The 26,790-nt window shown below is 34.0% G+C and carries 30 protein-coding genes, 2 pseudogenes and 1 other annotated feature; of the genes and pseudogenes, 23 read left to right on the top strand and 9 right to left on the bottom strand.

Annotated features, from left to right (window positions below; translation table 11 throughout):
* The 8 genes from spoVAE to ACOQFO_RS02640 all read left to right on the top strand — a co-directional run bounded on the left by spoVAE (position 1) and on the right by ACOQFO_RS02640 (position 4,474).
* Positions 1-351: a stage V sporulation protein AE gene (gene spoVAE, locus ACOQFO_RS02675; RefSeq protein WP_107935773.1), complete on the top strand. Its 351-nt coding sequence runs from the start codon at positions 1-3 to the stop codon at positions 349-351.
* A gap of 12 nt (positions 352-363) precedes the next feature.
* Positions 364-570, top strand: a complete 207-nt coding sequence (locus ACOQFO_RS02670; protein WP_107935775.1) for a DUF1657 domain-containing protein — start codon at positions 364-366, stop codon at positions 568-570.
* Positions 571-593: 23 nt separating this feature from the next.
* A complete protein-coding gene (locus ACOQFO_RS02665) occupies positions 594-1,454 on the top strand; it encodes a DUF421 domain-containing protein (RefSeq protein WP_421688165.1) in 861 nt (286 codons plus the stop codon).
* A 296-nt stretch (positions 1,455-1,750) separates the two neighbouring features.
* Positions 1,751-2,005: a binding site (T-box leader), on the top strand.
* Positions 2,006-2,082: 77 nt separating this feature from the next.
* A complete protein-coding gene (locus tag ACOQFO_RS02660; protein WP_421688164.1) occupies positions 2,083-3,444 on the top strand; it encodes an amino acid permease in 1,362 nt (453 codons plus the stop codon).
* Positions 3,445-3,457: 13 nt separating this feature from the next.
* Positions 3,458-3,811 carry a hypothetical protein gene (locus tag ACOQFO_RS02655; RefSeq protein WP_421688163.1) on the top strand — a complete coding sequence of 118 codons (354 nt, stop codon included), beginning with the start codon at positions 3,458-3,460 and terminating at the stop codon, positions 3,809-3,811.
* Between the two features lie 260 nt (positions 3,812-4,071).
* Positions 4,072-4,215 carry a hypothetical protein gene (locus tag ACOQFO_RS02650; RefSeq protein WP_421688162.1) on the top strand — a complete coding sequence of 48 codons (144 nt, stop codon included), beginning with the start codon at positions 4,072-4,074 and terminating at the stop codon, positions 4,213-4,215.
* Positions 4,152-4,307 (top strand): DNA-formamidopyrimidine glycosylase family protein, encoded by a 156-nt coding sequence (locus tag ACOQFO_RS02645; protein WP_421688175.1) that lies wholly within the window; start codon positions 4,152-4,154, stop codon positions 4,305-4,307. Before ACOQFO_RS02650 ends, ACOQFO_RS02645 begins: the two co-directional genes overlap by 64 nt.
* A 107-nt stretch (positions 4,308-4,414) precedes the next feature.
* The gene (locus ACOQFO_RS02640) at positions 4,415-4,474 is read left to right on the top strand and encodes a hypothetical protein (protein WP_421688174.1); all 60 of its coding nucleotides are present in this window, start codon (positions 4,415-4,417) and stop codon (positions 4,472-4,474) included.
* A 54-nt stretch (positions 4,475-4,528) separates the two neighbouring features.
* Here the strand turns inward: ACOQFO_RS02640 and ACOQFO_RS02635 are convergent, their stop codons facing one another.
* The 5 genes from ACOQFO_RS02635 to ACOQFO_RS02615 all read right to left on the bottom strand — a co-directional run bounded on the left by ACOQFO_RS02635 (position 4,529) and on the right by ACOQFO_RS02615 (position 10,284).
* Positions 4,529-6,229: a M3 family oligoendopeptidase gene (locus ACOQFO_RS02635; protein ID WP_421688161.1), complete on the bottom strand. Its 1,701-nt coding sequence runs from the start codon at positions 6,227-6,229 to the stop codon at positions 4,529-4,531.
* Between the two features lie 170 nt (positions 6,230-6,399).
* On the bottom strand, positions 6,400-7,191 hold the full coding sequence (locus tag ACOQFO_RS02630) for an ABC transporter ATP-binding protein (RefSeq protein ID WP_421688160.1): 792 nt from the start codon (positions 7,189-7,191) through the stop codon (positions 6,400-6,402).
* A complete protein-coding gene (locus ACOQFO_RS02625) occupies positions 7,191-8,222 on the bottom strand; it encodes a FecCD family ABC transporter permease (protein ID WP_421688159.1) in 1,032 nt (343 codons plus the stop codon). Before ACOQFO_RS02625 ends, ACOQFO_RS02630 begins: the two co-directional genes overlap by 1 nt.
* Positions 8,222-9,232 carry a FecCD family ABC transporter permease gene (locus tag ACOQFO_RS02620; RefSeq protein ID WP_421688173.1) on the bottom strand — a complete coding sequence of 337 codons (1,011 nt, stop codon included), beginning with the start codon at positions 9,230-9,232 and terminating at the stop codon, positions 8,222-8,224. The genes ACOQFO_RS02625 and ACOQFO_RS02620 overlap by 1 nt, the downstream gene beginning before the upstream one ends.
* 26 nt (positions 9,233-9,258) lie before the next feature.
* A complete protein-coding gene (locus ACOQFO_RS02615) occupies positions 9,259-10,284 on the bottom strand; it encodes an ABC transporter substrate-binding protein (protein ID WP_421688158.1) in 1,026 nt (341 codons plus the stop codon).
* A 219-nt stretch (positions 10,285-10,503) separates the two neighbouring features.
* Between ACOQFO_RS02615 and ACOQFO_RS02610 the strand changes: the two genes are divergently transcribed.
* The 5 genes and pseudogenes from ACOQFO_RS02610 to ACOQFO_RS02590 form a co-directional block, all read left to right on the top strand.
* A complete protein-coding gene (locus ACOQFO_RS02610) occupies positions 10,504-11,529 on the top strand; it encodes an NAD(P)/FAD-dependent oxidoreductase (RefSeq protein ID WP_421688157.1) in 1,026 nt (341 codons plus the stop codon).
* Between the two features lie 175 nt (positions 11,530-11,704).
* Positions 11,705-12,448, top strand: a complete 744-nt coding sequence (locus ACOQFO_RS02605; RefSeq protein ID WP_421688156.1) for a PdaC/SigV domain-containing protein — start codon at positions 11,705-11,707, stop codon at positions 12,446-12,448.
* A 343-nt stretch (positions 12,449-12,791) separates the two neighbouring features.
* Positions 12,792-13,766, top strand: coding sequence for a tRNA dihydrouridine synthase (locus ACOQFO_RS02600; protein ID WP_421688155.1), 975 nt, complete (start codon positions 12,792-12,794; stop codon positions 13,764-13,766).
* 436 nt (positions 13,767-14,202) lie between these two features.
* Positions 14,203-14,532 carry a hypothetical protein gene (locus tag ACOQFO_RS02595; RefSeq protein WP_421688154.1) on the top strand — a complete coding sequence of 110 codons (330 nt, stop codon included), beginning with the start codon at positions 14,203-14,205 and terminating at the stop codon, positions 14,530-14,532.
* A gap of 83 nt (positions 14,533-14,615) precedes the next feature.
* Positions 14,616-14,882, top strand: a pseudogene (locus ACOQFO_RS02590) (amidohydrolase family protein); the annotation flags it as partial.
* 102 nt (positions 14,883-14,984) lie between these two features.
* Here the strand turns inward: ACOQFO_RS02590 and ACOQFO_RS02585 are convergent.
* Positions 14,985-15,230 carry a hypothetical protein gene (locus ACOQFO_RS02585; RefSeq protein WP_421688153.1) on the bottom strand — a complete coding sequence of 82 codons (246 nt, stop codon included), beginning with the start codon at positions 15,228-15,230 and terminating at the stop codon, positions 14,985-14,987.
* A gap of 286 nt (positions 15,231-15,516) precedes the next feature.
* On the opposite strand from ACOQFO_RS02585, the gene ACOQFO_RS02580 reads away from it, so the two are divergent.
* From ACOQFO_RS02580 to ACOQFO_RS02560, 5 genes are all read left to right on the top strand, one after another.
* Positions 15,517-15,978: a RidA family protein gene (locus tag ACOQFO_RS02580; protein ID WP_421688152.1), complete on the top strand. Its 462-nt coding sequence runs from the start codon at positions 15,517-15,519 to the stop codon at positions 15,976-15,978.
* Between the two features lie 13 nt (positions 15,979-15,991).
* Positions 15,992-16,939 (top strand): threonine ammonia-lyase, encoded by a 948-nt coding sequence (locus tag ACOQFO_RS02575; protein WP_421688151.1) that lies wholly within the window; start codon positions 15,992-15,994, stop codon positions 16,937-16,939.
* 267 nt (positions 16,940-17,206) lie between these two features.
* On the top strand, positions 17,207-17,956 hold the full coding sequence (locus ACOQFO_RS02570) for a serine hydrolase domain-containing protein (RefSeq protein WP_421688150.1): 750 nt from the start codon (positions 17,207-17,209) through the stop codon (positions 17,954-17,956).
* A gap of 59 nt (positions 17,957-18,015) precedes the next feature.
* Positions 18,016-18,519, top strand: a complete 504-nt coding sequence (locus tag ACOQFO_RS02565) for a hypothetical protein (protein WP_421688149.1) — start codon at positions 18,016-18,018, stop codon at positions 18,517-18,519.
* A 28-nt stretch (positions 18,520-18,547) separates the two neighbouring features.
* Positions 18,548-18,670, top strand: coding sequence for a hypothetical protein (locus tag ACOQFO_RS02560; protein WP_421688148.1), 123 nt, complete (start codon positions 18,548-18,550; stop codon positions 18,668-18,670).
* A 76-nt stretch (positions 18,671-18,746) separates the two neighbouring features.
* On the opposite strand, the gene ACOQFO_RS02555 is transcribed toward ACOQFO_RS02560, so the two are convergent.
* A complete protein-coding gene (locus tag ACOQFO_RS02555; protein ID WP_421688147.1) occupies positions 18,747-19,367 on the bottom strand; it encodes a hypothetical protein in 621 nt (206 codons plus the stop codon).
* A 762-nt stretch (positions 19,368-20,129) separates the two neighbouring features.
* Between ACOQFO_RS02555 and abc-f the strand changes: the two genes are divergently transcribed.
* From abc-f to ACOQFO_RS02540, 3 genes are all read left to right on the top strand, one after another.
* A complete protein-coding gene (gene abc-f, locus ACOQFO_RS02550) occupies positions 20,130-22,070 on the top strand; it encodes a ribosomal protection-like ABC-F family protein (RefSeq protein ID WP_421688146.1) in 1,941 nt (646 codons plus the stop codon).
* Positions 22,071-22,221: 151 nt separating this feature from the next.
* Positions 22,222-23,073, top strand: coding sequence for a DegV family protein (locus ACOQFO_RS02545; protein WP_421688145.1), 852 nt, complete (start codon positions 22,222-22,224; stop codon positions 23,071-23,073).
* A 147-nt stretch (positions 23,074-23,220) separates the two neighbouring features.
* Entirely contained in the window at positions 23,221-24,057 is an 837-nt protein-coding gene (locus ACOQFO_RS02540) for a pyridoxamine kinase (protein WP_421688144.1), read from the top strand.
* 62 nt (positions 24,058-24,119) lie between these two features.
* On the opposite strand, the gene ACOQFO_RS02535 is transcribed toward ACOQFO_RS02540, so the two are convergent.
* Positions 24,120-25,139 carry a transglycosylase SLT domain-containing protein gene (locus ACOQFO_RS02535; RefSeq protein ID WP_421688143.1) on the bottom strand — a complete coding sequence of 340 codons (1,020 nt, stop codon included), beginning with the start codon at positions 25,137-25,139 and terminating at the stop codon, positions 24,120-24,122.
* Between the two features lie 286 nt (positions 25,140-25,425).
* On the opposite strand from ACOQFO_RS02535, the gene ACOQFO_RS02530 reads away from it, so the two are divergent.
* Complete coding sequence (locus ACOQFO_RS02530) at positions 25,426-25,941, top strand: DUF1456 family protein (protein ID WP_421688142.1); 516 nt, start codon at positions 25,426-25,428, stop codon at positions 25,939-25,941.
* 72 nt (positions 25,942-26,013) lie between these two features.
* Here ACOQFO_RS02530 and ACOQFO_RS02525 read toward each other — a convergent pair whose 3' ends face one another.
* Positions 26,014-26,340, bottom strand: coding sequence for a LysM peptidoglycan-binding domain-containing protein (locus ACOQFO_RS02525; protein ID WP_421688176.1), 327 nt, complete (start codon positions 26,338-26,340; stop codon positions 26,014-26,016).
* On the opposite strand from ACOQFO_RS02525, the pseudogene ACOQFO_RS02520 reads away from it, so the two are divergent.
* Positions 26,300-26,746 (top strand): annotated as a pseudogene (locus ACOQFO_RS02520) (formate/nitrite transporter family protein); the annotation flags it as partial. The gene ACOQFO_RS02525 and the pseudogene ACOQFO_RS02520 overlap by 41 nt on opposite strands.
* Positions 26,747-26,790 lie beyond the last annotated feature (44 nt).

Genomic DNA, 26,790 nt, shown 5'->3' with positions numbered 1-26,790 from the left:
ATGATCTTTTTTTGGGCTTTTGTTGTTGGTGGCTTGATCTGTGTAATTGGTCAAATTATGTTTGATGTGTTTAAACTTACACCCGCCCATACCTTAAGTACCCTTGTAGTTGCTGGAGCAATATTAGATGGATTGGGTTTATATGAACCATTAATTGATTTTGCTGGTGCAGGAGCGTCTGTACCTATAACAAGCTTCGGTAATTCATTGGTACATGGAGCTATGCAAGAAGCTGAAAAACACGGTTTAATTGGGGTACTTACAGGGATTTTTGAAGTTACCAGTGCAGGTATTACAGCTGCCATTGTTTTTGGCATGATAGGTGCTTTGATATTTAAACCTAAAGGTTGAGGAGGATGGAAGATGACAGTAGTATCAGATGTCAAACAATGTCTAGCTAGTCTCAAAGGAGTAGAAGCTAGCCTATCCAATTTAGCAGAACGGACACAAGATAATGGCTCCAAACGAACTCTACATGAAACCATGATGGAAGTAAGTGAAATAGTAGCAGATTTGAAAAAAAGGGTCGGAGAATTGGAAAACGAAGAATATCAATATAAAGGATATTAAGAGGAGAGGAGGTCTTTTTTATTATGCCTGAATGGCTAGATATCACAGTTCGATCGGTATTGTTTGTTGTAGTACTTTTCTTCATGACCAAATTGATAGGAAAAAAACAAATTGCTCAACTTTCTTTTTTTGAATATGTAACTGGAATAACCATTGGAAACATAGCCGGAGAAAGTATTATGGGATCAGATGGAAACATGATTTATGGGTTATTAGCTATGACGGTTGTTGCGGCTATTCCCATAATAGCCGGTTTAATTTCTCTAAAGAGCAAAAAGTTTCGTGATTTTACAGAAGGTAAGGGGACTATATTCATCAAAGACGGAAAAGTTATGGAAGATAACTTAAAAAAAGAGAGAATTACAGCGGACGAATTATTGCAATTACTTAGAAAGAAAGATGTCTTCCAGGTGTCGGATGTGGAATTTGCGGTTTTAGAGCCAACAGGGGATTTATCTGTCATGCTGAAGAAAGAAAACCAACCATTAACACCAAAAGATTTAGACATGAAAGTAGCTTCAATCAAGGAGCCTCAGACTGTTATTATGGATGGTAAAATTTTGGATGAGCCTCTTGCAACCATTGGGTATAGTCGAGGATGGTTAAAGACAGAACTAGAAAAACTGGGGGTTACTGTTGAAAACGTCTATCTTGGACAAGTAAACTCTTATGGGGAATTAACCGTTGATCTTTTTGATGATAAGCTTCAAGTTCCATCTCCTCAAGATAGACCAATGACTCTTTCAACGATGAAAAAATGCCAAGCGGACTTAGAATTGTTTGCGCTTGCAACTGAAAATAAGAAGGCTAAGCAGCTCTACACAAAAAACAGTGAAAAACTACAAAATGCTATTGATAAAGTCACCCATATCCTAAAAAGTTAATTGTGGAATATCAACACTAAACTAGACAATAGTCCTTATAAAAGTTGTCTAGTTTAATGTTGACATTCTACCCGACAATTTCACGATTATATAAATCAACTAAAAAACAAATATAGTTCCAGTTTTGACCCACTCTCACATAGGTTAGATCACATACTAACTTCGTGTTGGTGTTAGAATAAATGGAAGAAGAACGAATTCTCGATGAAGGGAATTTGTTCTTTTTTAATTCAAGTTATATTGACAAAACAATTAATAAATATATAATAAAAAACAATTCAAAAATATTTGTATATAAAAAGGCTATGAAAAGAAATAGTACCAATTTATTTTACGAACAGAAAGTTACCGGTTGATGAGAGGTGCATGTAAAACGATTGGGAATTCATCTTGGAGCTGTGTACCGAAAAGATTTTTCTAATTAGGCTACACCGGTAAGCACCCGTAATCATGTGCAAGAGTATCGTCATTTAAATGACTGTACTTCTGAGGTAAGTAATGTGAGTTGCTTACGAATTAAAGGTGGTAACACGAGTTGAATCGTCCTTTTGGTAAATCCAAAAGGGCGTTTTTTAATTCCTTTTTGCCAAAACATTTGAAGATTTTACAGGATAAGGAGTAAGGAATTATGAAAGAAAATCATCAAGATCTACAGCTAAAACGTGGATTAAGCAATCGCCATATGCAATTAATTGCGCTTGGTGGATCGATTGGCGTGGGCTTATTCTATGGTTCAAGTTCCACAATCCAATTAGCAGGTCCAGCAGTATTGTTAGCGTATTTAATTGGCGGATTAGTCATCTTCACGATTATGCGAGCATTAGGTGAAATGGCTGTCGCTGAACCTGTCTCAGGCTCATTCAGTAACTATGCGAATAAATATTTAGGGAAATTTGCCGGCTTCTTAACAGGCTGGACATATTGGTTCATGTGGATTGTCGTTGGAATGGCGGAATTAACAGTTGTTGGCGTATACATTAACTACTGGTTCCCAGATGTTCCACAATGGGTGACAGCACTTGTTGTCCTTGTAGTGATGACGCTTATTAACTTAGCGAACGTAAAAATGTACGGTGAATTCGAATTCTGGTTCGCCATGATTAAAGTGGTGGCAATCATTGCGATGATTATTGTCGGTTTATGTATCATTCTTTTCGGTATTGGTAACAATGGAGATCCAATGGGCTTCAGCAATCTTTGGGAACATGGCGGATTCATGCCAAATGGTCTTGAAGGAATGTTAATGTGCTTCGTTTTAGTTATGTTCTCATTTGGAGGTGTTGAGCTTGTTGGTGTAACAGCTGGTGAAGCGAAAGATCCTACTAAAACGGTGCCAAAAGCGATTAATAATATCGTATGGCGTATATTAATTTTCTATATTGGTGCACTAGGTGTTATGATGGCGATCTATCCTTGGAATGAAGTTGGTTCAAATGGTAGCCCTTTCGTTCAAATTTTCGATGCAATCGGTATTCCTGCGGCAGCTCATATTATTAACTTCGTTGTCATTACAGCAGCGGTATCAGCATTTAATAGTGGCCTATACGGTTGTGGCCGTATGTTATACAACTTAGCATTACAAGAACAAGGACCGAAAATGTTCAAACAAGTAAGTAAAAATGGTACACCTGTCCGCGGTATTATTTTCTCGTCTGCTATGTTGTTAATCGCCGTTGTTTTAAACTATATCGTACCAGAGCAAGTTTTCACGTACATTTCAGCAGTGGCAACAGTAGCAGTCATCACAAGCTGGATAATTATTTTATGTACTCAAATCAAATTCCGTAAAGCAAAATCAAAAGAAGAAGTGTCAGCTTTAAAATTCAAAATGCCTTGGCACCCAATCTCTTCGTACGTTGCGCTTGCATTCTTATTAATGGTTGTCGTATTAATGGCATTCATTCCAGGTATGCGTGTTGCATTGTATGTTGCACCGATTTGGTTCTTAATTCTTTACATTGGTTACAAAGTAATAAAGGTTAAAGTGTAGTTACAAGAGAAACATGCTGCATAAAAAATTTGAACTCTATATAATCGACGCAGATTCTTGGGATGAAATTGCAGTGAGTGATTTAATTAAATTGACAACTTCTGCAGATCCAAATTTTGTACAGGAATATGATGATTCAGGCTTTGTTGCTTATGATGCGGATGGTGTGAAAGTAGTTGTCAAAAAGTTAAACAGCTCTGAAAGTTTTTGGGGAGCAGATGTATACCTTTATATAGAAAACAACACAGAAAAAGATATTACAATTCAAGCGAGAGATGTAGATATAAATGGCTTTATGGTAGAACCAGCATTTTCTAGCGATGTTGGTGCAGGAAAAAAAGCATTTGATACGATGACTTTTATGTAGGAAGATTTAACGAATAATGGGATTACTGATATTACGGATTTAGAGTTTAAACTCCATATTTTCGATACAGAGACTTGGGATACCATTAAAGATACAGATAGTATAAAAGTAACCTTTGAATAAGAAACTAATTATTTGAGAACAAATTCTTGAGATGAGAATTTGTTCTTTTTTTGTTTCGAAGAAGATTCACAACACAATAATAATAACTTACGAGCAGGAAATACTGTTTTAAAAGAATTTATTATGGAGGAAACACTATGCCTGAATTGCCAGAGATGGAAACATATAAAACATTACTGGGGAAGTTATTAATGGGCAAAAGATTACAGATGTTGAGATTGGAAGGGAAAAGTCGATTAATGTACCAGTTGATCGTTTTACTACACAAGTTTCAAATATGACTATTAAGATGATTTCTAGAAGAGCGAAATATTTAATTTTCCAACTACAGGATGGTTCATGTTTACTGTTATATCTGATACTTGGCAGGTAAGGTGGTTATATGGATCATCCACTTTTTAAGGGAGATAGCAAAACAGGAGGCTATCAATTTTACGTTTATGATAAGAAGGAGAATCATGTACGCGTTGTAATACGAACATTATTAAAGAGGAAATATCTTCACTGAAAACATTCTATTGCCCTAATTGTCAAAATTAAAAAAGGTGAGGCAGGTTATTGCTTTTAACAATAATCTGCCTCTTTGCAAATACATTATTGATGAATGCCTTGAATCACTTTTTCTAAAAATTCACCCATTCTTTTAACAGTTTGTGCTGTAAAATCAAAGTTGACGCCTGTTTCTTTATAAATTGCTGCGATAGATTGATTGTAATCTGCACTTGCCCCATTTTTATAGGATTTGATCGCTTCCTCTGGGTTGTTCTGATAATTTTCAAGTAATTGTAGAGCACCAAGCATAGACATGGAGTATTCAATTAGATAGAAAGGTACTTGGAAGTAATGAAGGGTACCTGCCCAACTAGCTCCAATCTCTTCTTCAAATCCGGATGTATCAACTGGATTTAAATTATACCGTTTTGAAATCTCAAAGTATTTTTCATCACGCTCTTTAGCAGTGTGATTAGGATTTGTATACATCCAATGTTGGAAGATGTCTCCTGACAATGGACCAATTAACATAGTAAACGCTCTTTTAAGTTCCTCACGCTGTGCGTTCTTAAAGTCCTCTTCATCTGTGTAAAAACTATCAAGTTTATCCAATAAGAGTAATTCCATCCCATGTGAATAAAGTTCGGCAACTTCACTACGCCATTTATAATCTTCCATTGGACCATGTTCTGAAAACTGAAGGTATCCATTTACTGCATGGCCCATTTCATGGATTAAAGCGATAAGAGAGAAGAAGGTTGGACTAAAGTTCGCAAAAACGAAAGTATCTCCAGAAACAGGTAAAGTAGAGCAGAAACCACCTTGACCCTTTCCTTTACGATCTCCAAGATCTAATAATCCATTCTCTCTCATGTAATTGAATCGATCAGCAAAATATGGATCAGTTTTGCCTAACATTTCAGAAACCCCATCCATAAGCGCGGAAACTTCATCGTATGGAGGTTTTTTCATTAATTTTGCTGTGTTATCCCAAGGACGGAATGTATCGACACCAAGCTTTGATTTGAAAACATCTGCAAGTCGATTCCAAGCAGGGATAATATACTTCTCTACATTTTCATGGAAATCATAACAATCTTGTATGCTATATTCACGATTTTTAGCAATAAACATGTAATCACGATAATTGTCAAAACCTGCATTTACTGCGATTTGATGACGAATTTGAACTAGCTCGTCCATGATTGCATCCACGTCTGATTTAATTCGACGAAAAGCCGCCGCCTTAGCCTGATACGCCTTTTCTCGTACGGCTCTATCCAGATGATCTAGTTGTGAGTCGATGAATGGTAAAGGTTTCTCAACTCCCTCCCATTCAACAGTTAGGCTTCCCATAATTTCATCGTACTTTGTACAAAGTTCTTGTTCTTTCACAAATAATGGGATGTTTTCTTCTCTGAACAGCTTAACTTTAGACTCGCGAACTTTTCGCATTAATCCGTAACGTTTTTCATCCAATTCATTTACAAATGGAGAATTGCAGAATTTCTCATTCAACTTTGCTTCATATTTCATGAAAAGCGGTAGAATAACTTGCTGATCGTGAAGATAAATTGACTTAATGTCAGCATCCTCTGTGTTTCGATAGAAGTCGATTTGGTGGCCCGTCACCGCTTCATCAATCTTTATCATTAATTCTTTTTCTTCTTTTAGCCATTTTTCTAGGTCTGATACAGATTCAATCGGCACATCTAGTAAACTTTGAATCTGAGCTTCAATTCCTTCTACATCTTTTAAATCCAATAATTCTTTATAATATTTATGACTTAGTTTCTGTGTCATTGATAACGCTCCTCCCTCATAAAATATTTCAATTTTCTAAATTATTATATTATAAGTTTCATGGCGTTAGATACAAATTTTTTAAAAAATACCCAGAATTAGTACAGCGTAGATCTTGCCATATAAAGCAAAAAAAGTAGAATTTGAGACGATCCCAAATTCTACTTTTTTTATTTATGATATCGACTAATTGGAAGAACTAGTGGTGTGTTCGAAATTGGATCGTTTATGACCTGACAGTCTAAATTAAAAGTTTCTTTTATCAACTCACTTGTTACAATCTCATTTGGTGAACCTTCAGCAATCAGTTTCCCATCCTTTACTGCAAATAAATGATCTGCGTATCGTGCAGAAAGGTTAATATCGTGAAGCACCATCACGATTGTCGTTCCGTATTTCGTATTTAAGTCTTTCAATAAATCTAAAATTTCTACTTGATATGTAATATCTAAATAGGTTGTCGGCTCGTCTAAAAATAAAATATCAGTTTGCTGAGCAAGAGCCATAGCAATCCAAACACGTTGGCGTTGACCACCTGATAATTCATCTATATGACGGTCAGCAAATTCTGAGATATTCATCATATCAAGAGCTGTTGCAACGGCTTCGTAATCCTTCTTAGACCAACTTGCAAACATCTTTTGGTGTGGAAAACGACCACGACCAACTAAATCTGCAACAGTAATACCTTCTGGGACGATAGGGGACTGAGGTAAAAGTCCAACTGTTTGAGCAAGCTTTTTAGATGGAATATTGTAAATAGATTTATTGTCTAAATGTACATCGCCACTTGTCGGTTTTAATAATCGTGCCATCGTTTTTAGTAAGGTAGATTTTCCACAGCCATTGGAACCTATAATAATACTAATTTTATTTGAAGGAATCGATAGGCTTACATCCTTTAATATGAGATTTTGGTCATAACCTGAATGTAAGTTTTTTGCTTCTAATGTATGAGTCATTATATATTCCCCTTTCGATTCAACATGATTAGTAAGTAAATAAGATAAGGTGCTCCGATAATACCTGTGATAACACCTACAGGGAAACGTGTTTCAAACGCAAACTGCCCGATTAAATCAGCTGCAAGTACTAGAATTACACCGATTAATCCTGAAGGTATTAATGCTGAAAATCCAACCCCTACTAAACGTCTTGCAATTGGTCCTGCTAAAAATGAAATAAAAGCAATCGGTCCTGTTGTTGCAGTTGCTAGAGCAATGACTAGTACAGCAATTACTAATAAAATAATCCGAACACGATTTGTGGAAACACCTAATGATGTAGCTGCTTGTTCACCTAACTCTAGCATTTCTAGATGATTTGCAAAATAGATAAGTATAGGTGTACAAATAACTAAAAGAATGAATAACGGCATTACGGTTTCTATCTTAGCCCCATTTAAGCTTCCACTTAACCAACGTAGAGCAGTCGGTAAATCATGTGTTTTCGCAATTAACATTAAATATGAAATCGACGCATTTAACATTGCTTGAATTCCAATGCCTATTAATATTAATCGACCAATAGAAAATGAAGTTACTCTAGAAAAAACGTATATAATGGCAACTGTCAGTAATCCACCTACAACTGCAGCAATAGATACCACTGTGTTACTTGCTTGTAGAACAACAATACAAAATACAGCTGCAGCACTAGAACCCGCAGTAATACCAATTACATTTGGATTCGCTAATGGATTTCTTAACATTGTTTGGAATACATAGCCTCCAACTCCAAAAGCAAATCCAGCAAAAAGTCCAGCTAACATACGAGGCAAACGTAAAGTCCCTACAGTAAAGCTAGCTCCTTTCACATCTTCACCTAACAAAACAGCAATGACATCTTTTACAGGATAAATCGTATTACCAAGCATCAGCATGGCGCAACATAATGCAAAAGCAATAACGATTAATATAACCACCGTTGCAATATATCGGCGTTTACGTTTTGATTTTGATTGAATAATGGCTTGTAAAGTATCGTTGTTCATCATAGGCTACGCATTTTCGCTTTCATCGTAATATATATTAAAATCGGTGCGCCAATAAAGGCTGTTAAAATCCCAACCTCAACCTCTCCAGGACGAGCGATTAATCTTCCTACTACATCGGAAATCGTTAATATTATTCCACCTGATAAGGCGGAAAGAGGAATAACAAAACGTAAATCGGATCCAATCATTAATCTGATTAAATGAGTAGCTAATAGACCGATAAATCCAATTGGTCCTGCAAAAGCTGTTGCAGCACCACAAAGTAATACACCTGCAAAAGCAGAGATTAAACGAATTGTACCTGTTTTAACACCTAAGCCAGTTGCTACTTCATCTCCTAATGCCATTGCATTTAAAGCTGGTGCTGTAATAAGAGCAATTACCACTCCTACAATTAAGAAGGGGAGAAATAATTGAATACTATCCCACGTACCAGCTCCAACGCTTCCTACTTGCCAGAAGCGGAATTGTTCCATGACATTTTGACGAGGAATCATTATTGCTGTAACAAGTGACGACAAAATAGCACTTGTTGCAGCTCCTGCTAGGACGAGTTTAAGGGGAGTAGCACCGCTTCCTCCAAGAGAACCAATTGTAAACACAAAAATAGCAGTAAGAATCGCACCTGCTATAGCTAACCATACATATTCACTTGAAGAACTAATATTTAAAAAGGCAATTCCACTTACAACAAATAGGGATGCCCCAGTATTAACTCCTAAAATACTTGGATCAGCAATTGGGTTTCGCGTGACCGATTGCATAAGTGCCCCAGATACACCTAATGCCGCACCACACATAAAACTAAAAATCGTTCGTACAACACGCTGACGAACGACACTAGATTCATGGTCATTTAATTCTGGATGGAATAAACCATCCAGAATTGTAGACCACCCAATTGAACGAGAGCCAAAAGCTATAGAAGCAATTATTGATACTATAAGTAGGATCAATAATATAATTGTTAACTTTCCTAAATTTTTCGGAAGGAAAGATTGCTTCATTTGTTCAACGTTCACTTGTTTCATGATTACTTAATATTCTTCGCTACGTCTGAGATTAAAGTTAAGTATTCATCAATTGTGTATTGAATTGAAAGTGGGTTTGGGTTACCTGCAGCTGCTAATGGTGTGTTATCTTCGATTACAACGATGTTTCCAGCAGCAATTGCAGGAACTTTCCCTAAAATAGGATCTGCTTGTAAAGCAGCTAATGTATCTTTGTTACCGTAAGTAATAAATAATTCAGTGTCGTTTAATGCATCTGCATTTTCAGCACTTACTTGAATGTAGAAGCCGTCATCAGTAATTAACTCTTTAATACCTTCTGGATATTCCATACCTAAATCAGTTAAGAATTCCCCACGTGGATCTGCAGGTGTATAAATATAGAAGCTTGATAAATCAGCTGTGTTAAACATACCGAATGCAGCTTTTTTCCCTTTAATAACAGAATACTCATTTGCTTTTTCTTCGATTAATTTTTCAGTTTCAGCGATTAACTTCTTACCTTCCTCTTCCATGCCCATACCTTTAGCATTTAATAATACTTGGTCGCGCCATGGTGTTACCCAAGGTGTTTCTTCATAAGGAACTACTGGTGCAATTTCACTTAAAGTATCATATTCTTCTTGTGTAATACCTGAATAAGCTGCAAGGATAACATCTGGATTACTATCAGCAATTGCTTCAAAATCTAAACCGTCAGTATCTTGATAAACGTTTGGATCTTCTTCACCTAATTCTTTTAACTTTTCAGCAGTCCAAGGTAATAAACCAGATTCATCTTGGATTCCGTAATTTGCAGCAGAGAAGCCTACTGGTACTACACCAAGTGCTAATACAACATCGTGGTTAGCCCAAGCTACTGTTGCAACACGTTCTGGTTTTTCTTCGATTGTTGTTTCACCAAATGCATGTTTAATGACGATTGGATACTGGCTGTCGTTTTCCGTTTCTGATGGTGTTGATTCTTCGTTTTTTGAAGTGTTATTACCGCATGCGGCAAGTACTAAAACGATTATTGAAGTAATTAAAAATAATAATGATTTTTTCATTATGAATAGCCTCACTTTGTTGTTACTATTATTTATTTGAGGTAAATGATAACGATTCTCATTATCACTTACAAGATTTATAATACTCGAAATTTTTACGATGTCAATAAGTTTTTGAGAATGAATTTCATTTAGAAATTGACTTTTAATGAATGATTCTGTAATCTAATTGAGAAATGTTCTCAATTTATCTGAATAAAAAATAATGGAGTGTTTTAAATGGAAATATATGATGTGACGATTATAGGTGGTGGACCTGCCGGGTTGTACAGTGCTTTTTATAGTGGTATGCGCGACATGAAAACTAAAATTATCGAATATCATCCGTACTTAGGTGGGAAAGTGAATACCTTTTTAGAAAAAGTACTTTGGGATGTAGGCGGTCAACCACCAATTCAGGCAAGTCGTTTTATAAAAAACTTAATCGCACAAGCTATGACATTTGAACCTGCCATTTGTTTAAGTCAAAAAGTTGATCGTATTGATAAAGAGGAAGAGTATTTTATTATTACGACTAATACTGGTGAAAAACACTATTCGAAAACTATAATTATCGCAATTGGTGGGGGAATAGTAGAGCCAATTAAGCTAGATCTTGAAGGTGCAGAAAAGTTTGAAATGCAGAACCTTCATTACACGATTAACGGGATTGAGCGTTTTAAAGACAAAGAAATTTTAATCTCCGGTGGGGGAAATGCAGCTATTGATTGGGCTGTTGAACTATTACCTAGCGCGAAAAAGCTAACAATTATTTACCGAAGTGACGAATTAAAAGCACATGAGGCACAAATAAAAAAACTAGTAGCGCATGGTGTCGAATTTAAATTAAATACAGAAATGACAAAACTCATTTCAAATGAGGATAAGACAGCAATTGAACGTGTAGTTTTAAAAGAGAATAACTATGAGTACGAAATAGCAACGGACGATGTATTAGTATGTCACGGTTATAATCGTGAAGTTTCTTTAGATTTCTGTGATTCAATCGCTCCAGTAAGAAATGAATACATGCAATTTAACAGTGTAGGACAATGTAAAACTTCGATCCCTGGTATCTATGCAGTTGGAGATATCGTAGCTTATGATGATAAAGTTTACTTATTAGTTGGTACATTTACAGATGCTGTTTTAGCTGTAAATGGAGCAAAGAGATTCATTGAGCCGGATGCATCAAGCTATGCAATGGTTTCTTCACATAATGATAAATTTAATGAACGTAATCGAGAGATTTTAGCAAATAAATAAAGACCATGGGCTGGGCATTTTTATTGCCAGCATTAATCTATAAGTAAAGCAAAATACGAAGAACGATATTCCAATTACGGATGTCGTTCTTTTTCTTTTGTGTTTCGTTTCGATTATTGGGTACTATGTGTTATAGAGGAATGGATCGCAAAGCTAATTGAAAAGGAGAATTAATGTGTATAAAAAATTATTAAGCAGAGCATCGATTTTGATGTTTGCATTTATTTTATCGGCATGTGGCACTGAAGAAGTAACAAAAATAAATGATGAGGAGTATCAAACTGTCTCTAAACAGAACGATGTTCAAAAGGAATATGAACTCGTAACGGAAACTTATTCCAAAGATAATGTACACATAGAATATCCCCAAATTATTAACTTCACTGATGAAGGGAAACAACAAGAAATCAATGAATTGATTAAAAAAGAAGCATTAGCACCTTATCTAAACACAATACAAAACTTAGAGCCTGGCCAGAAATATGAGGCAGAAGGAAAATATGAAATTAAGTTAAAAAATAATCAATTACTAAGTATTGCTTATAAAAGTTATAACAATATTAGTTCCTCTGCACATCCATATAACTTGTTTTTCACAACAAATATAGATTTAACTACAGGTAAACAATTATTTTTATCTGATTTCGTTTCGAATATAGATGAGAAATTTGTTTCTATCTTGAAAAATGCCAAATATGTTGGTGATTTAGGTGAGGAAAATGAAGAACAAATTCGAGAAATAGTATTTAGTCAGTATAATAATGACGAAGATTTAATCTTAGCGCTTACTAAAGGTAGCGAAAGTGGTATTTACGTTTATATAACAGAAAATTTTCTTGGTATTAGTATGCCGGTAGCTCATGTGGCTGGCGATCATGCTGAATTTGAAATTGACCTTAGTTTATTGAATGACAAGTAAATAATCCATTAACTACCAGAAGATATAAGAAACTAATCCAATATTTTTAGAACGAGGGTATTATTATGGATATGATTGAAAATGCGATTATTTTTGCGGCGAAAGCACATAAAAATCAGACTAGAAATGAATAATTTACATTTAGCAATTGGGTAGGAATTCTGTTAAAATAAACATTTCTGATTTTGACAATAGATTTAAAATTTATTAATCTTCAATAGAACCTTATGTTTATTTATGAAGATATTCAGCATGTTATAAATATAAAATAATGATCGTTTGACTTTATATATTGGTCGAAAGTTATACATTGCAACGATAACGAAAGGACTGTAGTTTCAATATGAAAGAAAATTTCTGGCTAGATTTACCAAGGCCATTTTTTGTACTTGCACCAATGGAAGATGTGACAGATACTGTATTTCGTCATGTAGTAAGTGAAGCAGGTAGACCGGATGTATTTTTTACGGAGTTCACAAATACGGAAAGTTATTGCCACCCAGAAGGAATGAAAAGCGTTCGTGGACGTTTGTTGTTTACGGAAGATGAACAGCCAATAGTGGCACATATTTGGGGGGATAAGCCTGAATATTTCCGTCAAATGAGTATTGGGATGGCTGAGTTAGGATTTAGAGGAATCGATATTAACATGGGCTGCCCTGTACCAAATGTAGCATCGCGTGGAAAAGGGAGTGGCCTTATTCTGCGTCCTGAAGTAGCTGCAGAAATTATCGAGGCTTCTAAAGCTGGAGGACTTCCTGTAAGTGTGAAAACACGACTCGGGTATTCGGAAATTGAAGAGTGGAAAGAATGGTTAACCCACATATTTAAACAGGATATCGCCAACCTTTCGATTCATTTGCGTACAAGAAAAGAAATGAGTCAAGTAGATGCCCATTGGGAACTTATTCCTGAAATTAAAAAATTGCGTGATGAAATCGCACCAAATACATTACTAACTATTAACGGAGATATTCCTGATCGACAAGTTGGCTTGGAGTTAGTAGAAAAATACGGTGTGGACGGCGTAATGATCGGGCGCGGTATTTTTAAAAACCCATTTGCATTTGAAAAAGAACCAAAAGACCATAGTCCTAAGGAATACTTAGATCTTTTAAGATTACATCTTGATCTTTTCGACAAGTATTTTGAAGAACTGCCTCGTTCCATCTCTGGCCTTCATCGTTTTTTCAAAATTTATGTCAAAGGATTCCGTGGAGCAGGTGAACTAAGAAATCAATTGATGAATACAAAATCATCTGATGAAGTCCGTGCATTACTCGATCAATTTTTTGCGAATGAAAATGAAATAATATAATAAATTGAAGTCTACAAATGTTGAAATTTCAATGTTTGTAGGCTTTTTTATGGTTCTTAACAGTATGAATTATTCAATAAATCGGTCGAACTATGTCGAACGAATGCCTTTGACAAGTTTAGTAGATTATGAAATATAATATAGATAGCCTCGCTTTACCTCAAATTTCTACTTTTTTTATTTTATTTTCCAACTATTAAGTTTTTATTTAATATTACAAATCTACTTTTCAATATTGTCTTTAATGACCACTAAATTTATTCTTCAATGTTATCCACTTTTAAATACTTTAATTCTTTTCTATGTTCCTTCATGAAAATAGTTTAATAACCTTTAAACTCTTACGAGTTTTGAATCATGTGAACTGTTTTATTTCATTGTCTGTTGACAGTAATTTGAGGTAAAGTAGGCAAAAATCATGACAGGAGGACTATAAATGGGTCACGATATTGCAGGATACAATAAAGAAGGAAAAGAAATAGCTTATGCACGTTTTAGCATGGGTAATCCTAATGCAAGAATAATATACAATGTGCTTGACGCAACTAAGTATGACGCAGGGGTTAGTGGATCAGGGGTTGTAGCGACTTATACAGTAGAACAAATGGAAAGGGCTTTGAATAATTTCAAAGAACTTTGTAAAAGAGGAATTCTACTTTCAGATATTGACTCATTACCTTGGGATCAAAAGCAAATTTATGATTTTATAATTAATTGTAGGTCCATAGCTCAAAAAGAAGGTAATGTTAGAGTTTGCTTTGCTTAATATTTCACAAATAAACTGGCAGTAATAGGGTATGGTACTGATTTGTAACTGTCCATAATGCATACGAGCATGGCTGGGAGTATTGGGCTTGGTTAAATAATGGAATGGACCCATTCCGTGCTTTAGCAGCAGCAACTAAAAATAATGCGGAAATATTGGAGATTGATGATATAGTTGGTACTATTGAGCCAGGTAAGTTAGCAGATATTTCAGCATGGAATCGTGACTTGCTAACAGATCCATATGCTTTAATGGACTGTGCATTTGTTATGAAAAACGGAAAAGTTTATCCTACTGAATGCCGAGTACCTGAAGATATTCTAGAGAAGGTTCCCGAACATGTTATTTAATAGTGTAGAATTTTCTGATTAATAATTAGATCAAAGCTATATTAAGGATGAGATATAAAAGGTAGAATAAAAGGCACTCCTCTGAGTGCCTTTAATTAATATTTAACATCCTTTGTAGGTAGTACTAAATTGTTCATTTAGCTCTGAACGCCACTTCATTTTTAAATAATCATCCGATATCATCAACATATCTTCGGAAACTGTAATTTGAGTAGATATATCGGGGTTATTCAAAGGATGAGCATAAATCCAGTAAATCCCCTTCTCATCTCCTAGTGCTTTTGAAAAGCTTGATTCCTTAATTACAAAGTCCTCTCCATACTTTTCCTCTAGATATTTTTTTTGCAACCTCTTCAGCTTTGAAACTAATAAGTGGAAAATAAATATAGTCAGATAAAATAGTAACAATTAATAACAAAAAGAACGCAGGAATAAATAAGAATCTTTTGCGCATAGTGTTTTTCTCCTTGAAAATAGGTAATATATTACACTGTTTAGTCGTAAGAAATATAGAAATAGTTACAAAGAAATATAAATAATGAAAAATCGTTAAATTTTTCTAAAGAAGGAATATCACTTTGCATTCTTGAATTGTTAAACAAACATAAATTTTATTATGAAAGAGGATTAGATTATGAGTTTGATAGAGAGTAGATTGGAAGAGTTGGGCCTAAAGTTACCGGAAGCAACTGCTCCTTTATTTCATTATGTTCCTGTTACGATTCATCAAGGGGTAGCCTATGTTAGCGGACAAGTCCCACGAATTAATGGTGTAATTCCTTATCCAGGTAAAGTAGGTGGGGAATTAACAGTTGAACAGGCGAGAGAACTTGCTGAGTTTTGCGTATTAAAAGGTCTAAGTTGTTTAAAAGAAGCAATAGGTAGTCTCGATAATGTAGAGCAAATTTTAAAGGTAACAGGTTATGTTCAAACGTCTCCTGGGTTTCATGAACCATCAAAAGTGCTTGATGCTGCTTCTGAGTTACTTACAAATATTTTTGGAGAAAAAGGACGTCATGCTCGTTCAGCGATTGGAGCAGCAGAACTTCCAAATAATACCCCGATTGAGATTGATTTTATCATTGCAGTGAAATAGGGAGGAAAGTTACGTGATTACATTAAATGATGTTAAAGAGGCAAGGGAACGAATTAAAGAAATTTCGTACATAACACCGATTTTACAATCAGAGTTACTTTCAAAAGAATGCGGAAATCAAATCTATTTAAAATCAGAGCATCTACAAAAAACAGGTTCGTTTAAAATTCGCGGAGCTAGCAATAAAGTAATCCATGAAATTGAAAATGGTGCGAAGTATGTGACTGCTGCATCATCGGGTAATCATGGTCAAGCAGTAGCCTATGTTGCAAATAAATTTGGTGTTCCATCAACGATCGTAGTTCCTGAGAATGTAAGTGTCTGTAAAGTAAATGCCATACAAGGTTATAATGGGGCAGTTGAAAAGTGTGGTACGACTTCTGGAGAAAGACTACCACGAGCAAAAGCTATAGCTGAACAACAGAATGGTGTATATATTCCTCCTTATGACGACCCATTCATAATGGCTGGACAGGGAACGGTAGGACTTGAGATATTAGAGCAGGTTAAAAATGTGGATACAATCATTGTACCAATCGGTGGTGGAGGATTAGTATCTGGAATTCTTATAGCAATTAAAGAAACAAATCCGAAAATAAAAGTAATTGGTGTTGAACCAGAGCTTGCTAATGATACATATTTATCATTACACAATAAAAAGATTACTGCTATACCAGCCACAACAACCATTGCGGATGGTTTAAGAACAAATCAACCAGGAGATCTAACTTTCCCAATATTAATGAAATACCTAGACGATATCGTCTTAGTAAGTGAAGATGAAATTCGACAAGCTTTCAGTTTTATATTAGAACGAATGAAACAATTAATTGAACCGTCAAGTGCTACAACAATTGCTGCTGCAATGTTTAATAAATTAAATATCCAAGGTGAAAACGTAGTAACCGTTATCTCAGGTGGAAATGTTGATCTAGAGAATGTTCATCAATTAATAATATGATGTAGTTAAGAGGACTCCTTTGAGTTCTCTTTTGTTTTTAGCAAAATAATACACTATTAAAAACATAAGAATAAAAATAACAGGTAAAGGCATTATAAAAACTAGTTAAAACTTAAAAAAATATAAGGAGAAAAGATAAATGAAAAAATAATTTTGGAACATCCTTTTTTTGTGCGAGAGAGTCCCAAAAGTTACAATTCGTTTTTAGAAGGAATTATTAATACTACATAGAATGTAAGTTACAGTGTATTTTATGGGGGAGAATAGATGAAAGAAAAAAAGATAATTAAATGGATAAAACGATACGAAGAGAATGGATACTTAAATGGGTCAATATTAATTGCTTCTAAGGGTGAGATTCTTTTGAACAAAGGGTTTGGAATTGCAAATTGGGAGCATATGGTACCCCATAGAGCGACTACGAAATTCCGTATTGGATCTCTTACTAAGGCTTTTACGGCTTTTGCTATTTTTCAATTACATGAAAAGGGAAAATTGAGCATTGACGATTACTTAAATAAATACCTAACTGCTTTTCCACATGAGGATAGAATAACAATTTACCAATGCCTAACAAATTCTTCAGGAATTCCTAATTATACGAGTTTCCCAGATTTTTGGTCTACTACAATGAGACTCCCTATGACATTAGAACAACTAATTGATAGATTTAAAGGTCTTCCATTGGATTTTGAACCTGGTAGTAAGTTTGATTACTCCAATTCAGGTTACGCCATACTTACAGCAATCATTGAAAATATATCAGGCATGACTTATGCAGATTACATAAAAGAAAACATTTGCATTCCATTAGGATTGAACAATACTGGTTGTGATGATGGTATTCAAATAGTACCAAATTTGGCATCAGGCTATTCATACTGGGAAAAGCCAATCCATTCTGCATTTACAGACCTTTCATTTCCATTAGGAGCATATGGATTATATTCAACAACAGAGGATTTATTTTTATGGGAACAAGCATTAAGATCATACAAGCTTTTAAGTGAAGATTAACTAATAAAATGTTTACAGCTTATAGAGATTCATATGCTTGCGGTTGGATGATCTCCGAAATGTTTGGAAGAAGATGTGAACATCATTTCGGCGATATTAGTGGGTATTCTAGTGATTTTTTAAGATTTGTAGATGATGAAATAACGATAATTTTTCTGAGCAATTTGAACGTAACGCCAGTAACGCATTTGACGAAGGAAATGGCAAAGGTCATTTTTGAAGGTGTAGAAGATGATTCATTGCTTTCTTCTGTAACGCCTATTCATTTCCCTTATAAAGAAAAAATTGTAGGGAAATATTTCACTAAAGAAGGTAGGACAATATTAGAACTATCAACTAAAGAAAATGAACTATATGTAACAGTTCCAAAAATGTATGGCGTGTTATATAAATTCAAACTTATAGCAATTGACCATAGTGAAGCAACTGCAACATTCAAAACAGAACTTATTAATGAACAGCTAATTTTTCATTTCACATCAACTGGTAAAGTTGAACATGTAGAGTATAAAGATTATCATGATAATAAATCTATAGTTTATAAAGAATTGATTGAAATATAATGTGGAGCGTTTATTGATGAGTAATAAAATGAATCCTAAGTTAGATGAATGTATAAACGAACTCACAAAGTGGCAAGGTGAAATTGAGAAACAAAGAAAGATTTGTCTAGATAGTGGTTTAACTGAAGAATTAAAGTGGAGATTACCTTAACATAAAATAAAAATCCGAGACTCTAATAAAGAGATCTCGGATTTTTATGGTTAATTTTTATAAGAATTCAATTGAATTATAAACTTTGTAATTCATTTTCAAGTTGTTTTATTTCTTCATTTAATTTTGTCATCTCATCTGTTAGTTTTTTCTTCATTTCCTCATTATCTAGATTTTTCGCAAACTCATCTAATTTAGCGTCGATGTTGTTTTTCTTATTCGCGATTTCATCCAAAATTTGTTGTTTTCTATTTTCTTTGTTTATATTATTTTTTTGTTTTTGTAGTTCTTCTATTTTTTGTTGATATTGTTCAATTTGTTGATCAATAGATAATTCTTCTGGTATTGATTTAGTTTCTGCTTGTGAGAAGAATGGGTCAATTAGTAATGGGAAGTTACTATTGCTAAAGAACGGATTTCTATTAAATAACTGTAAAACTTGATTTTGTAATTGTTTGAATTCACCTTCGAACTCTAAAGATAATCGAACGTCGCCAGTTAACTCATTCCATGTTTGATCAAATGCATTTTGGTCATTATTCTTAGTAGCTTCTTCTAATTTAGATCGAAAATCGTTAAGCGTTTTTTCATCAATTGTATTAGTTGCAAAGCGATAAACTGCACCATTTGGGGCTTTCATTTCTAATACTCTTTGACCATCGAACATGGATTTAAAGAAATTTGTATTAAATAACATATGAATAACCTCCTAATAGTATTTGTTTGTATTAATAGGTCAATCGTTTTTCTGACTTTGACTAACTTTGACCTTTACGAGATTATAATAACACCAATGAATTCTTATGTCAACATTAATTTGACCTTTTTTGACTAAATGTTTAATGATAAAAATTTAGGAATTCACCCTGTTTTAACAAAAATAGCTGTAAATCTCCGGTATGAGGAATATGTAAATGAATTTAACAAGGTGATGTTACAGGAGTAAGTATAAAAAAATAAATTATTTCGAATTATTTACAAATTAAATAAAAAGTGCCATAATGTAGATAATTCTGGAAGGAGAGAGTAAGTTTATGACGCCAACTAATTGCTAATATTAATTTATTTTAAAAATTAATAGGATTTATTTATGAGTGTGAAAAACGCCTAATTTTATTAGGTTTATTTGTTATGCTCTTTATGAATCGGGCAATTTAGAAGGTTACTTACTTTCACTAAAATCAGAATATCATATAGTTACCAGTAGATTGAATACTAGGATAAGGGCATAAGTCTGCTATTTTTAATAGCTGATGCTTTTCTGTGCCATTGATAACTAAATGCTAATTATTCTATGACTATTTTAGACTGTAAGAAGAACGTCTTCTTACGGTCTTTTTGCGTTTATTGGAGTACAAGTTACTTGAACCAAATAAAATTTGATAAGTAGGTTTCGTCTGTCTATTAGCCCTATCCATAAACAGTGTAACTTGAATTATGGAGAAATGAGGGGAACTTTATGTTTGAGTTAAAACTAATCGGAATTAAAAAATATATGGAAGCTACGCTAGTTGTAAAGAATATATCATTTGAGGCATATGAAGGAGAGAAAATAGGGATCGTTGGCGCTAATGGGAGTGGTAAAAGTACCATACTAAAGCTGATTGCTGGGATTGAACCAACGAATTACTATCCTGGTTACCCACAAACTTCAAGTCCAGGGTACGATGAGGGGTTAATCCAAATCTCAAAAGGTGTTACCTGTGCATATCTTGAGCAAATACCAACTTATCCGAAAGGTTTAAAAGTAATAGATGTGTTAAATTTAGCATTCGAAGAAATTCACATGATAGAAGAACAAATGCGCCAATTAGAGGAACAAATGAAGTCGTTAGAAGGTTCCGAGTTAGAAAAGGCTTTAAATAAATATAGCAACCTAGTTCAATTATTTGAGCTAAAAGGTGGTTATGAGAAAGATGAGAAATTGAGTAAAGTTTGTACTGGTTTGAAAATGAATGAAAGTTTTCTGAATAGAGATTTTGATCTTTTAAGTGGTGGAGAAAAAACCACTGTTGTACTTGGTAAACTGTTAATTCATAATCCAAACATTTTACTACTCGATGAACCTACCAATCATTTAGATATGGAATCCATTGAATGGTTAGAAGGGTATTTAAAAAGTTATAAAGGAATTGTCATCATCGTATCCCATGACAGATACTTTTTAGATAATGTTGTTATGAAAATAGTTGAAGTCGAGGATATGGAATCGATTAGCTACAAAGGAAATTATTCTTCTTATATTAGTCAAAAAGAAGAAAATATGCGGATCCAGTTTGAACACTTCAGAGAACAACAAAAAAGTATTAAAAATATGGAGCAAACCATTAAAGATTTAAGGGATTGGGCTATGAGGGCTGATAATAATAAGTTCTTTAGAAGAGCAGCTAGTATTCAGAAAAAACTCGATAAATTAGATCGAATCGATAAACCAGTTTTTGAACGACGAAATATGAGATTAAACTTAACAGCTGGAGAAAGATCAGGCAATGAAACAATAAAAGCTATTGATTTAACAAAATCTTATGGAGACAAAGTAATCTTAAAGAATGCCAATATGTTAATACAGTACGGTGAACGTATTGGACTAATCGGCCAAAATGGTAGCGGGAAAACTTCCTTTATAAAAATGCTGTTAGGTGATGAAAAGCCTGATGCGGGTATTGTGCAATTAGGAGCTAATGTAATGCCAGCATACTTACCTCAAAAGATCACTTTTAACAATGAAAATTTCACTGTTCTTGAAACTTTCCGTGAAAATATCTCTATTTTAGAGGGGAAGGCTAGAGAATATTTATCGAAGTTTATGTTTTACAAAAACACTGTCTTTAAAAATGTAAAGCATTTATCAGGTGGGGAGAGAATACGACTAAAACTTGCCATACTTTTATATCAAGAAATCAATTTATTAATACTCGATGAACCAACAAATCACCTTGATATTGATAGTATTGAAACTCTTGAAGAGGCATTAGAGGAATTTGAAGGTACTATTTTCTTCGTTTCCCATGATCGCTATTTTATCAATAAAATGAGCAAGCGCATTATTGCTATTGAAAATCAAACCTTTAAAAGTTATCAAGGAAATTATGATGACTATAAGAATGAAAAAGATAAATTAAACCTTTTGCTAAAGGAAGAGCCAGCAAATAGAGTAGTTGAAAGAAAGGAAAAACAGAAGAAAGTTCAAAACAACGGAAAAACTGAAAATAATGAAAAACAAAAGAAACAAGCCCTTACTATGATTGGGAAACTTGAGAAAGAAATAGAGGAAATCGATCTAGCGATGATGGCAGACCAAAGTGATTATGAAAGTTTAAATAAACTGTATGCCAAAAAAGAGGAATTATCCAAAGAATTAGAGCTAGTAATGGAACAGTGGGTTAGTTTAGAAGATTAGGGATTGGCTTAACTGCAATTGCAATCAAAGTATCCTTAGGTTCGAAAAATTCAGAATGTTTAAGTGGAGGATCTCCCTATTTGGTGTATAGTAATATATATAACTATAATTGAGCACAAGAAGTAGTCGTGTTCATTGAAGGAGCTGTCAAATGGGGAGAATTATTATCTCGACAGAAAGTGGAGCGGATTTACCAAAAGATCTAGTTGAAAAATATCAAATTCAAGTAGTACCAATGCACGTTATTATGGAAGGTAAAGATTATTTAGATGGTGAATTATCAGTAGAGGAAGTATTCGATTATCATTATAGAACCAAAAAGATTCCTTCAACAGCAGCAACCAATGAACAAGAATACCATGATTTATTTACGAGAATTAGAGAAGAATTCCCAGATAGTATCATTATTCACATTGGATATACATCTAAAGCATCAGCTTCCTTTCAAAGTGCAGTAATTGCAGCACAAGATTTTGATAATCTATTCCTAATTGATGCGTTAAATGTAACGGGTGGCTTAGGCGCGGTTGTTTTGTATGCTGCCAATTTACTTGAACAAGAACCTTCCATTGACCCTGTAACTTTCAAAGAAAAAGTTGAAGTAGTTGTGCCAAAATCAAGGCTATCCTTCATTCCAGGTAGCTTAGATTTTCTAAAAGCAGGTGGTCGTGTAAGTAATCTCGCCTATATTGGTTGCGCATTATTAAAAATAAAACCATGTATTGAATTGAAAGATGGAAAGCTTGTTTCAACCAAGAAATATCGTGGGCATATGAGCATTGTTGCGGAAAAATTAATGAAAGATTATTTAACAGAATATGATATTGATCGAAATCAGCTCTACTTACTCTACTCTATTGGACTAGATGAAAGTAATAAGAGACGGATTGATGAAATTGCAATTAATGAAGGATTTAAAAATGTAAGATGGATGGAAGCAGGCGCAATGATTTCTACCCATGCAGGACCTGGTGGTTTTGGAATCGCTGGCCTTGAACGCTAATATAAAATTATTTGGCGCTGTCAAAGAATGAAAAATTCTAAGTCGGTCCCTTTAATTGTAGTCTTTTAGGACACTTATCATTAATAGCTCTCAATTTTATGGTACTATTAACTAAAATTCGATTTGGTTCATCTTTTGGAGGTATTTATGAAAAAGGTCGCTGTAATTCAGGATTTATCTTCTTTTGGAAAATGCTCATTAACCGCTGCTATTCCAGTTCTTTCGGTTATGGGTATTCAAGCATGTCCATTACCTACTGCAATATTATCAGCTCAAACGGGATTTCCAAGTTTTTACTATGATGATTATACTTCTAAAATGCGTTATTTCGAAGAAGAATGGCAGAAGATGAATGTAACCTTTGACGGAATTTATACTGGCTTTGTTACTGGACAGGAGCAAATTAATAATATACTACGATTTTTAGATAATTTTAATAAAGAAGAAACAAAAGTACTTGTAGACCCTGTAATGGGGGATGTAGGGGAAGCATATAAGATTTTTACCGATGCTTTGCTAATTCAAATGCGAGAACTTGTTAAAAGAGCGGATATTATTACTCCAAATGTAACGGAATGCTGTCTTTTAACTGGCTTATCTTATGAGAAGCTTCATCAGTACATAGATCAAAATGATTTCCTTAAAGCATTAGAAGAAGCAGGAAACATATTACAACAAGAAACCCAAGCAAAGGTTATCATTACCGGAGTAAATCCACCTTCAAAAGAAACTGTTGGAAATATGTATTTAGATGGGACGAATACAGTATATAGCCAGAGTCCTTATAACGGAAAAAGTTATTCTGGAACGGGAGATTTATTTGCCTCTGTTATTATGGGAAGTATGATGCGCGGAGAAGATCTTCAACAATCTGTACAGCTTGCAGAGAAGTTTTTAATCGAAGCTATTAAAGATACTTATATAGAGGGTATTCCAGAAGTTGAAGGCATAAACTTCGAAAAGTACTTGAAGTTATTAATATAAATTGATTTTAAGATAAATGGAAAAGGGTCGTTCAAAACTATGTTGAATGACCCTTTTGTATTTTACATATATTCATTTTGAATTAAAGCATAGGACTCTCTTACTTTTTCAATATAGTTAGTAGCTTTACCTGTTCTACGGAAACCAGTTTTCCCTTTATTATAAGAACTTAGTACAGCTTCTTCTAATGCCGTTCCAGTTAATCCTTGATTTTCCCAGTACTCATATAAATCAGCCAAGAAGAATGTTCCCCATTGCATATTAACGTAAGGATCTAGTGGGGCATTTGGTGTTCCAAGTGTTTCAGATAGCCAAGTGTGATTGATTGTATTAATTTGGAAATACCCAAAATCTGAAGTTGCTCCAATTGCATTTGGATCAAATTTACTTTCATGTTCCATCACTGCTAAAACTTTCTCATATTCTAGTCCATATTGCATGCTAAGTGAATATAGATATTCTTGATGTTCATATGGTAGAGGAAGCTTTTCACTATATGGGAATGATGGCTGTTCCTGTTGTGTAACGATCGTTTTATCAAGAGCTGGATCGTTTTCTATTGTTGTATTTGAAGAATCTTCTATACTATTAGGTTCTACTTCTTCTTGATTAGTAGAAGGCTCTTCAAGTTCAGTTTCAGTAGATGTTTCTTCATTAGCAGCTATTTCTAACTCATCCTCAACGGAACCGTTTGGAGTACTGTTTGATTCATTTTCAGCTTGGGCGGCTTGAGACTCGTCCATTTCCTCGTTTTCTGCTTCCTGTAAAGATGTCTTCCCTAATGTAGGGTTATTTTGAAGTAGAGCAAATGAAGACTTATCGGTTGTTGTATCTACTTCCGTTTGTTCAGTTGTAGTATTTTCAAGTAATTCATCCGAAATTGTTTCTGTAGCTGTTGTAATCTCAGATTTAAATGGTTCTTTATTTAAATCTTGATGTTCAATCGATGTGTTTGATTCGTATTGTTGTCCTAGTCCAGCTACAATAACGTAAGTTGTGATCAATAAAAAACTAACGATAACTCCAAAATTGATTATTTTTGATCCTATTAATTTCAGTAATTGACTCTTTTCATTATCCATATTAATAGAAATCCTCCTTTGTAAAATGTATATAAATAATAAAAAGCAGCTAAAAATCTTCTATACTACAACTCTTTTTAGTTATCATGGACAAAGATGTTTTCTTTTAAACATGAAAAAGACTAGCAAATTTCCAAAACTATCTAATTGATATCCACTAATAGGGTAAAAAGGGTTTGGTATGGTAAAATGTAAAGAGTTTAATTTAATGGTCTTTGTGAGAAAATAATCTGAGAAAAGTTAAGAATATAAGATTTCATCTAGCGGACTAATAAGGAGAAACAACATGATAAATAATGATTTACTAATTCGTTTGCGTTATGCGCTTGATATTAAAAATACAGATGTGGTGGAAATGTTTCGTTTAGGCGGAATGGAGTTCACTAAAGAAGAGGTATTAAAGATTCTTTCAAAACCAAAAGTAGATGAAGATGGAGAGATGGATCTAACACCAACAGATGAATTTATCCCTTGTGATTACGAAATGTTAGATGCCTTTTTAAATGGATTGATTATCTTTAAGCGAGGAAAACAAGAGCCAAAACCAGGTCAGGCACAGTTACAGGTGCAGACTCCTACAAAAAAGGATGCGCCAAATAATCTATTTATTAAGAAAGTGAAAGTGGCTTTAAGTTTAACAACTGAAGACATGATTGAAATTTTCTATGACGCCGGGTTAAATGTCTCGAAAGGTGAAATTGGTGCTATCTTAAGGAAAGCAGATCACCGGAACTATAAAGAATGCGGTGATAACTTCACAAGAAACTTCATTAAAGGGTTAACGATGAGATATCGAGATTAACTACGGTTTTTTCGAGAGAATAATAAAAAAAACGAACTATTTGAAACGTAAACGTTTCAAATAGTTCGTTTTTTATTTATTAAAGCCATTTAGTACAACTCTTCTTCTTATTAACTCAAATAAATAAATTTTAATTTGATCTCCAGGATATATAAAATTACGATTTTTAATATTATTAACCTTTACTAATTTGTCTACTGTTGTTCCATAGTTTTTTGCAATTTTCCAAAGGGGATCACCTGGTTTTACAATATAAGTCTTATGCGTAGATGATAAACTGCTTTGATTGGAATCATTTTTGACAATCCGAAGTTGATCCCCAGGATAAATGAGATTTGGTTTTTTTATATTATTCTCCGCTACAATAATAATACGGTTTGCTAGGAAGATAAAGCTCATACAGCTAATGCGGAATTGGTTTTGGATTACTATATTTAATCTTATCGGTGCTTTATTTGTTGCCTATTTTTTTGGACATTTTATAGGATTAACTGAAGGGGACTTTCTACAGAAAACTGTAAGTACAGCAAATGGTAAAGTAGAAGCAAGCTTTTGGCAGGCATTAGTCTCCGGTATAGGTTGTAACTGGCTTGTTGCTATGGCTGTTTGGTTAAGTTTTGGTGCAAAAAGCTTCGGTGGGAAAATATTGGCCATTTGGTTTCCAATTATGGGATTTGTATTAATAGGTTTCCAACACGTTGTAGCTAATATGTTTATCATCCCTGCTGCAATTTTTGCTGGTGAGTTATCGTGGGAAGTGTTCTTACCTAACATTATTCCAGTGTTTTTAGGGAATATGTCTTAAACTAATAAAATCTTAATTGTATTCATTTGGCTAAAATAATAAAT

The organism is Ureibacillus sp. MALMAid1270 (assembly GCF_049202975.1).
Classification (GTDB): Bacteria; Bacillota; Bacilli; order Bacillales_A; family Planococcaceae; genus Ureibacillus.
The sequence above is the reverse complement of the archived record's forward strand: the minus strand, read 5'-3'. Positions and strand labels throughout refer to the sequence as shown.

Excerpts from the sequence above, each read along its gene's own strand:
- spoVAE (WP_107935773.1), top strand. The coding sequence starts at position 1 with ATGATCTTTTTTTGGGCTTTTGTTGTTGGTGGCTTGATCTGTGTAATT.
- ACOQFO_RS02670 (WP_107935775.1), top strand. The coding sequence starts at position 364 with ATGACAGTAGTATCAGATGTCAAACAATGTCTAGCTAGTCTCAAAGGA.
- ACOQFO_RS02665 (WP_421688165.1), top strand. The coding sequence starts at position 594 with ATGCCTGAATGGCTAGATATCACAGTTCGATCGGTATTGTTTGTTGTA.
- ACOQFO_RS02660 (WP_421688164.1), top strand. The coding sequence starts at position 2,083 with ATGAAAGAAAATCATCAAGATCTACAGCTAAAACGTGGATTAAGCAAT.
- ACOQFO_RS02655 (WP_421688163.1), top strand. The coding sequence starts at position 3,458 with ATGCTGCATAAAAAATTTGAACTCTATATAATCGACGCAGATTCTTGG.
- ACOQFO_RS02650 (WP_421688162.1), top strand. The coding sequence starts at position 4,072 with ATGCCTGAATTGCCAGAGATGGAAACATATAAAACATTACTGGGGAAG.
- ACOQFO_RS02635 (WP_421688161.1), bottom strand. The coding sequence starts at position 6,229 with ATGACACAGAAACTAAGTCATAAATATTATAAAGAATTATTGGATTTA.
- ACOQFO_RS02630 (WP_421688160.1), bottom strand. The coding sequence starts at position 7,191 with ATGACTCATACATTAGAAGCAAAAAACTTACATTCAGGTTATGACCAA.
- ACOQFO_RS02625 (WP_421688159.1), bottom strand. The coding sequence starts at position 8,222 with ATGAACAACGATACTTTACAAGCCATTATTCAATCAAAATCAAAACGT.
- ACOQFO_RS02620 (WP_421688173.1), bottom strand. The coding sequence starts at position 9,232 with ATGAAGCAATCTTTCCTTCCGAAAAATTTAGGAAAGTTAACAATTATA.
- ACOQFO_RS02615 (WP_421688158.1), bottom strand. The coding sequence starts at position 10,284 with ATGAAAAAATCATTATTATTTTTAATTACTTCAATAATCGTTTTAGTA.
- ACOQFO_RS02610 (WP_421688157.1), top strand. The coding sequence starts at position 10,504 with ATGGAAATATATGATGTGACGATTATAGGTGGTGGACCTGCCGGGTTG.
- ACOQFO_RS02600 (WP_421688155.1), top strand. The coding sequence starts at position 12,792 with ATGAAAGAAAATTTCTGGCTAGATTTACCAAGGCCATTTTTTGTACTT.
- ACOQFO_RS02595 (WP_421688154.1), top strand. The coding sequence starts at position 14,203 with ATGGGTCACGATATTGCAGGATACAATAAAGAAGGAAAAGAAATAGCT.
- ACOQFO_RS02580 (WP_421688152.1), top strand. The coding sequence starts at position 15,517 with ATGAGTTTGATAGAGAGTAGATTGGAAGAGTTGGGCCTAAAGTTACCG.
- ACOQFO_RS02570 (WP_421688150.1), top strand. The coding sequence starts at position 17,207 with ATGAAAGAAAAAAAGATAATTAAATGGATAAAACGATACGAAGAGAAT.
- ACOQFO_RS02565 (WP_421688149.1), top strand. The coding sequence starts at position 18,016 with ATGTTTGGAAGAAGATGTGAACATCATTTCGGCGATATTAGTGGGTAT.
- ACOQFO_RS02560 (WP_421688148.1), top strand. The coding sequence starts at position 18,548 with ATGAATCCTAAGTTAGATGAATGTATAAACGAACTCACAAAGTGGCAA.
- ACOQFO_RS02555 (WP_421688147.1), bottom strand. The coding sequence starts at position 19,367 with ATGTTATTTAATACAAATTTCTTTAAATCCATGTTCGATGGTCAAAGA.
- abc-f (WP_421688146.1), top strand. The coding sequence starts at position 20,130 with ATGTTTGAGTTAAAACTAATCGGAATTAAAAAATATATGGAAGCTACG.
- ACOQFO_RS02545 (WP_421688145.1), top strand. The coding sequence starts at position 22,222 with ATGGGGAGAATTATTATCTCGACAGAAAGTGGAGCGGATTTACCAAAA.
- ACOQFO_RS02540 (WP_421688144.1), top strand. The coding sequence starts at position 23,221 with ATGAAAAAGGTCGCTGTAATTCAGGATTTATCTTCTTTTGGAAAATGC.
- ACOQFO_RS02535 (WP_421688143.1), bottom strand. The coding sequence starts at position 25,139 with ATGGATAATGAAAAGAGTCAATTACTGAAATTAATAGGATCAAAAATA.
- ACOQFO_RS02530 (WP_421688142.1), top strand. The coding sequence starts at position 25,426 with ATGATAAATAATGATTTACTAATTCGTTTGCGTTATGCGCTTGATATT.
- ACOQFO_RS02525 (WP_421688176.1), bottom strand. The coding sequence starts at position 26,340 with ATGAGCTTTATCTTCCTAGCAAACCGTATTATTATTGTAGCGGAGAAT.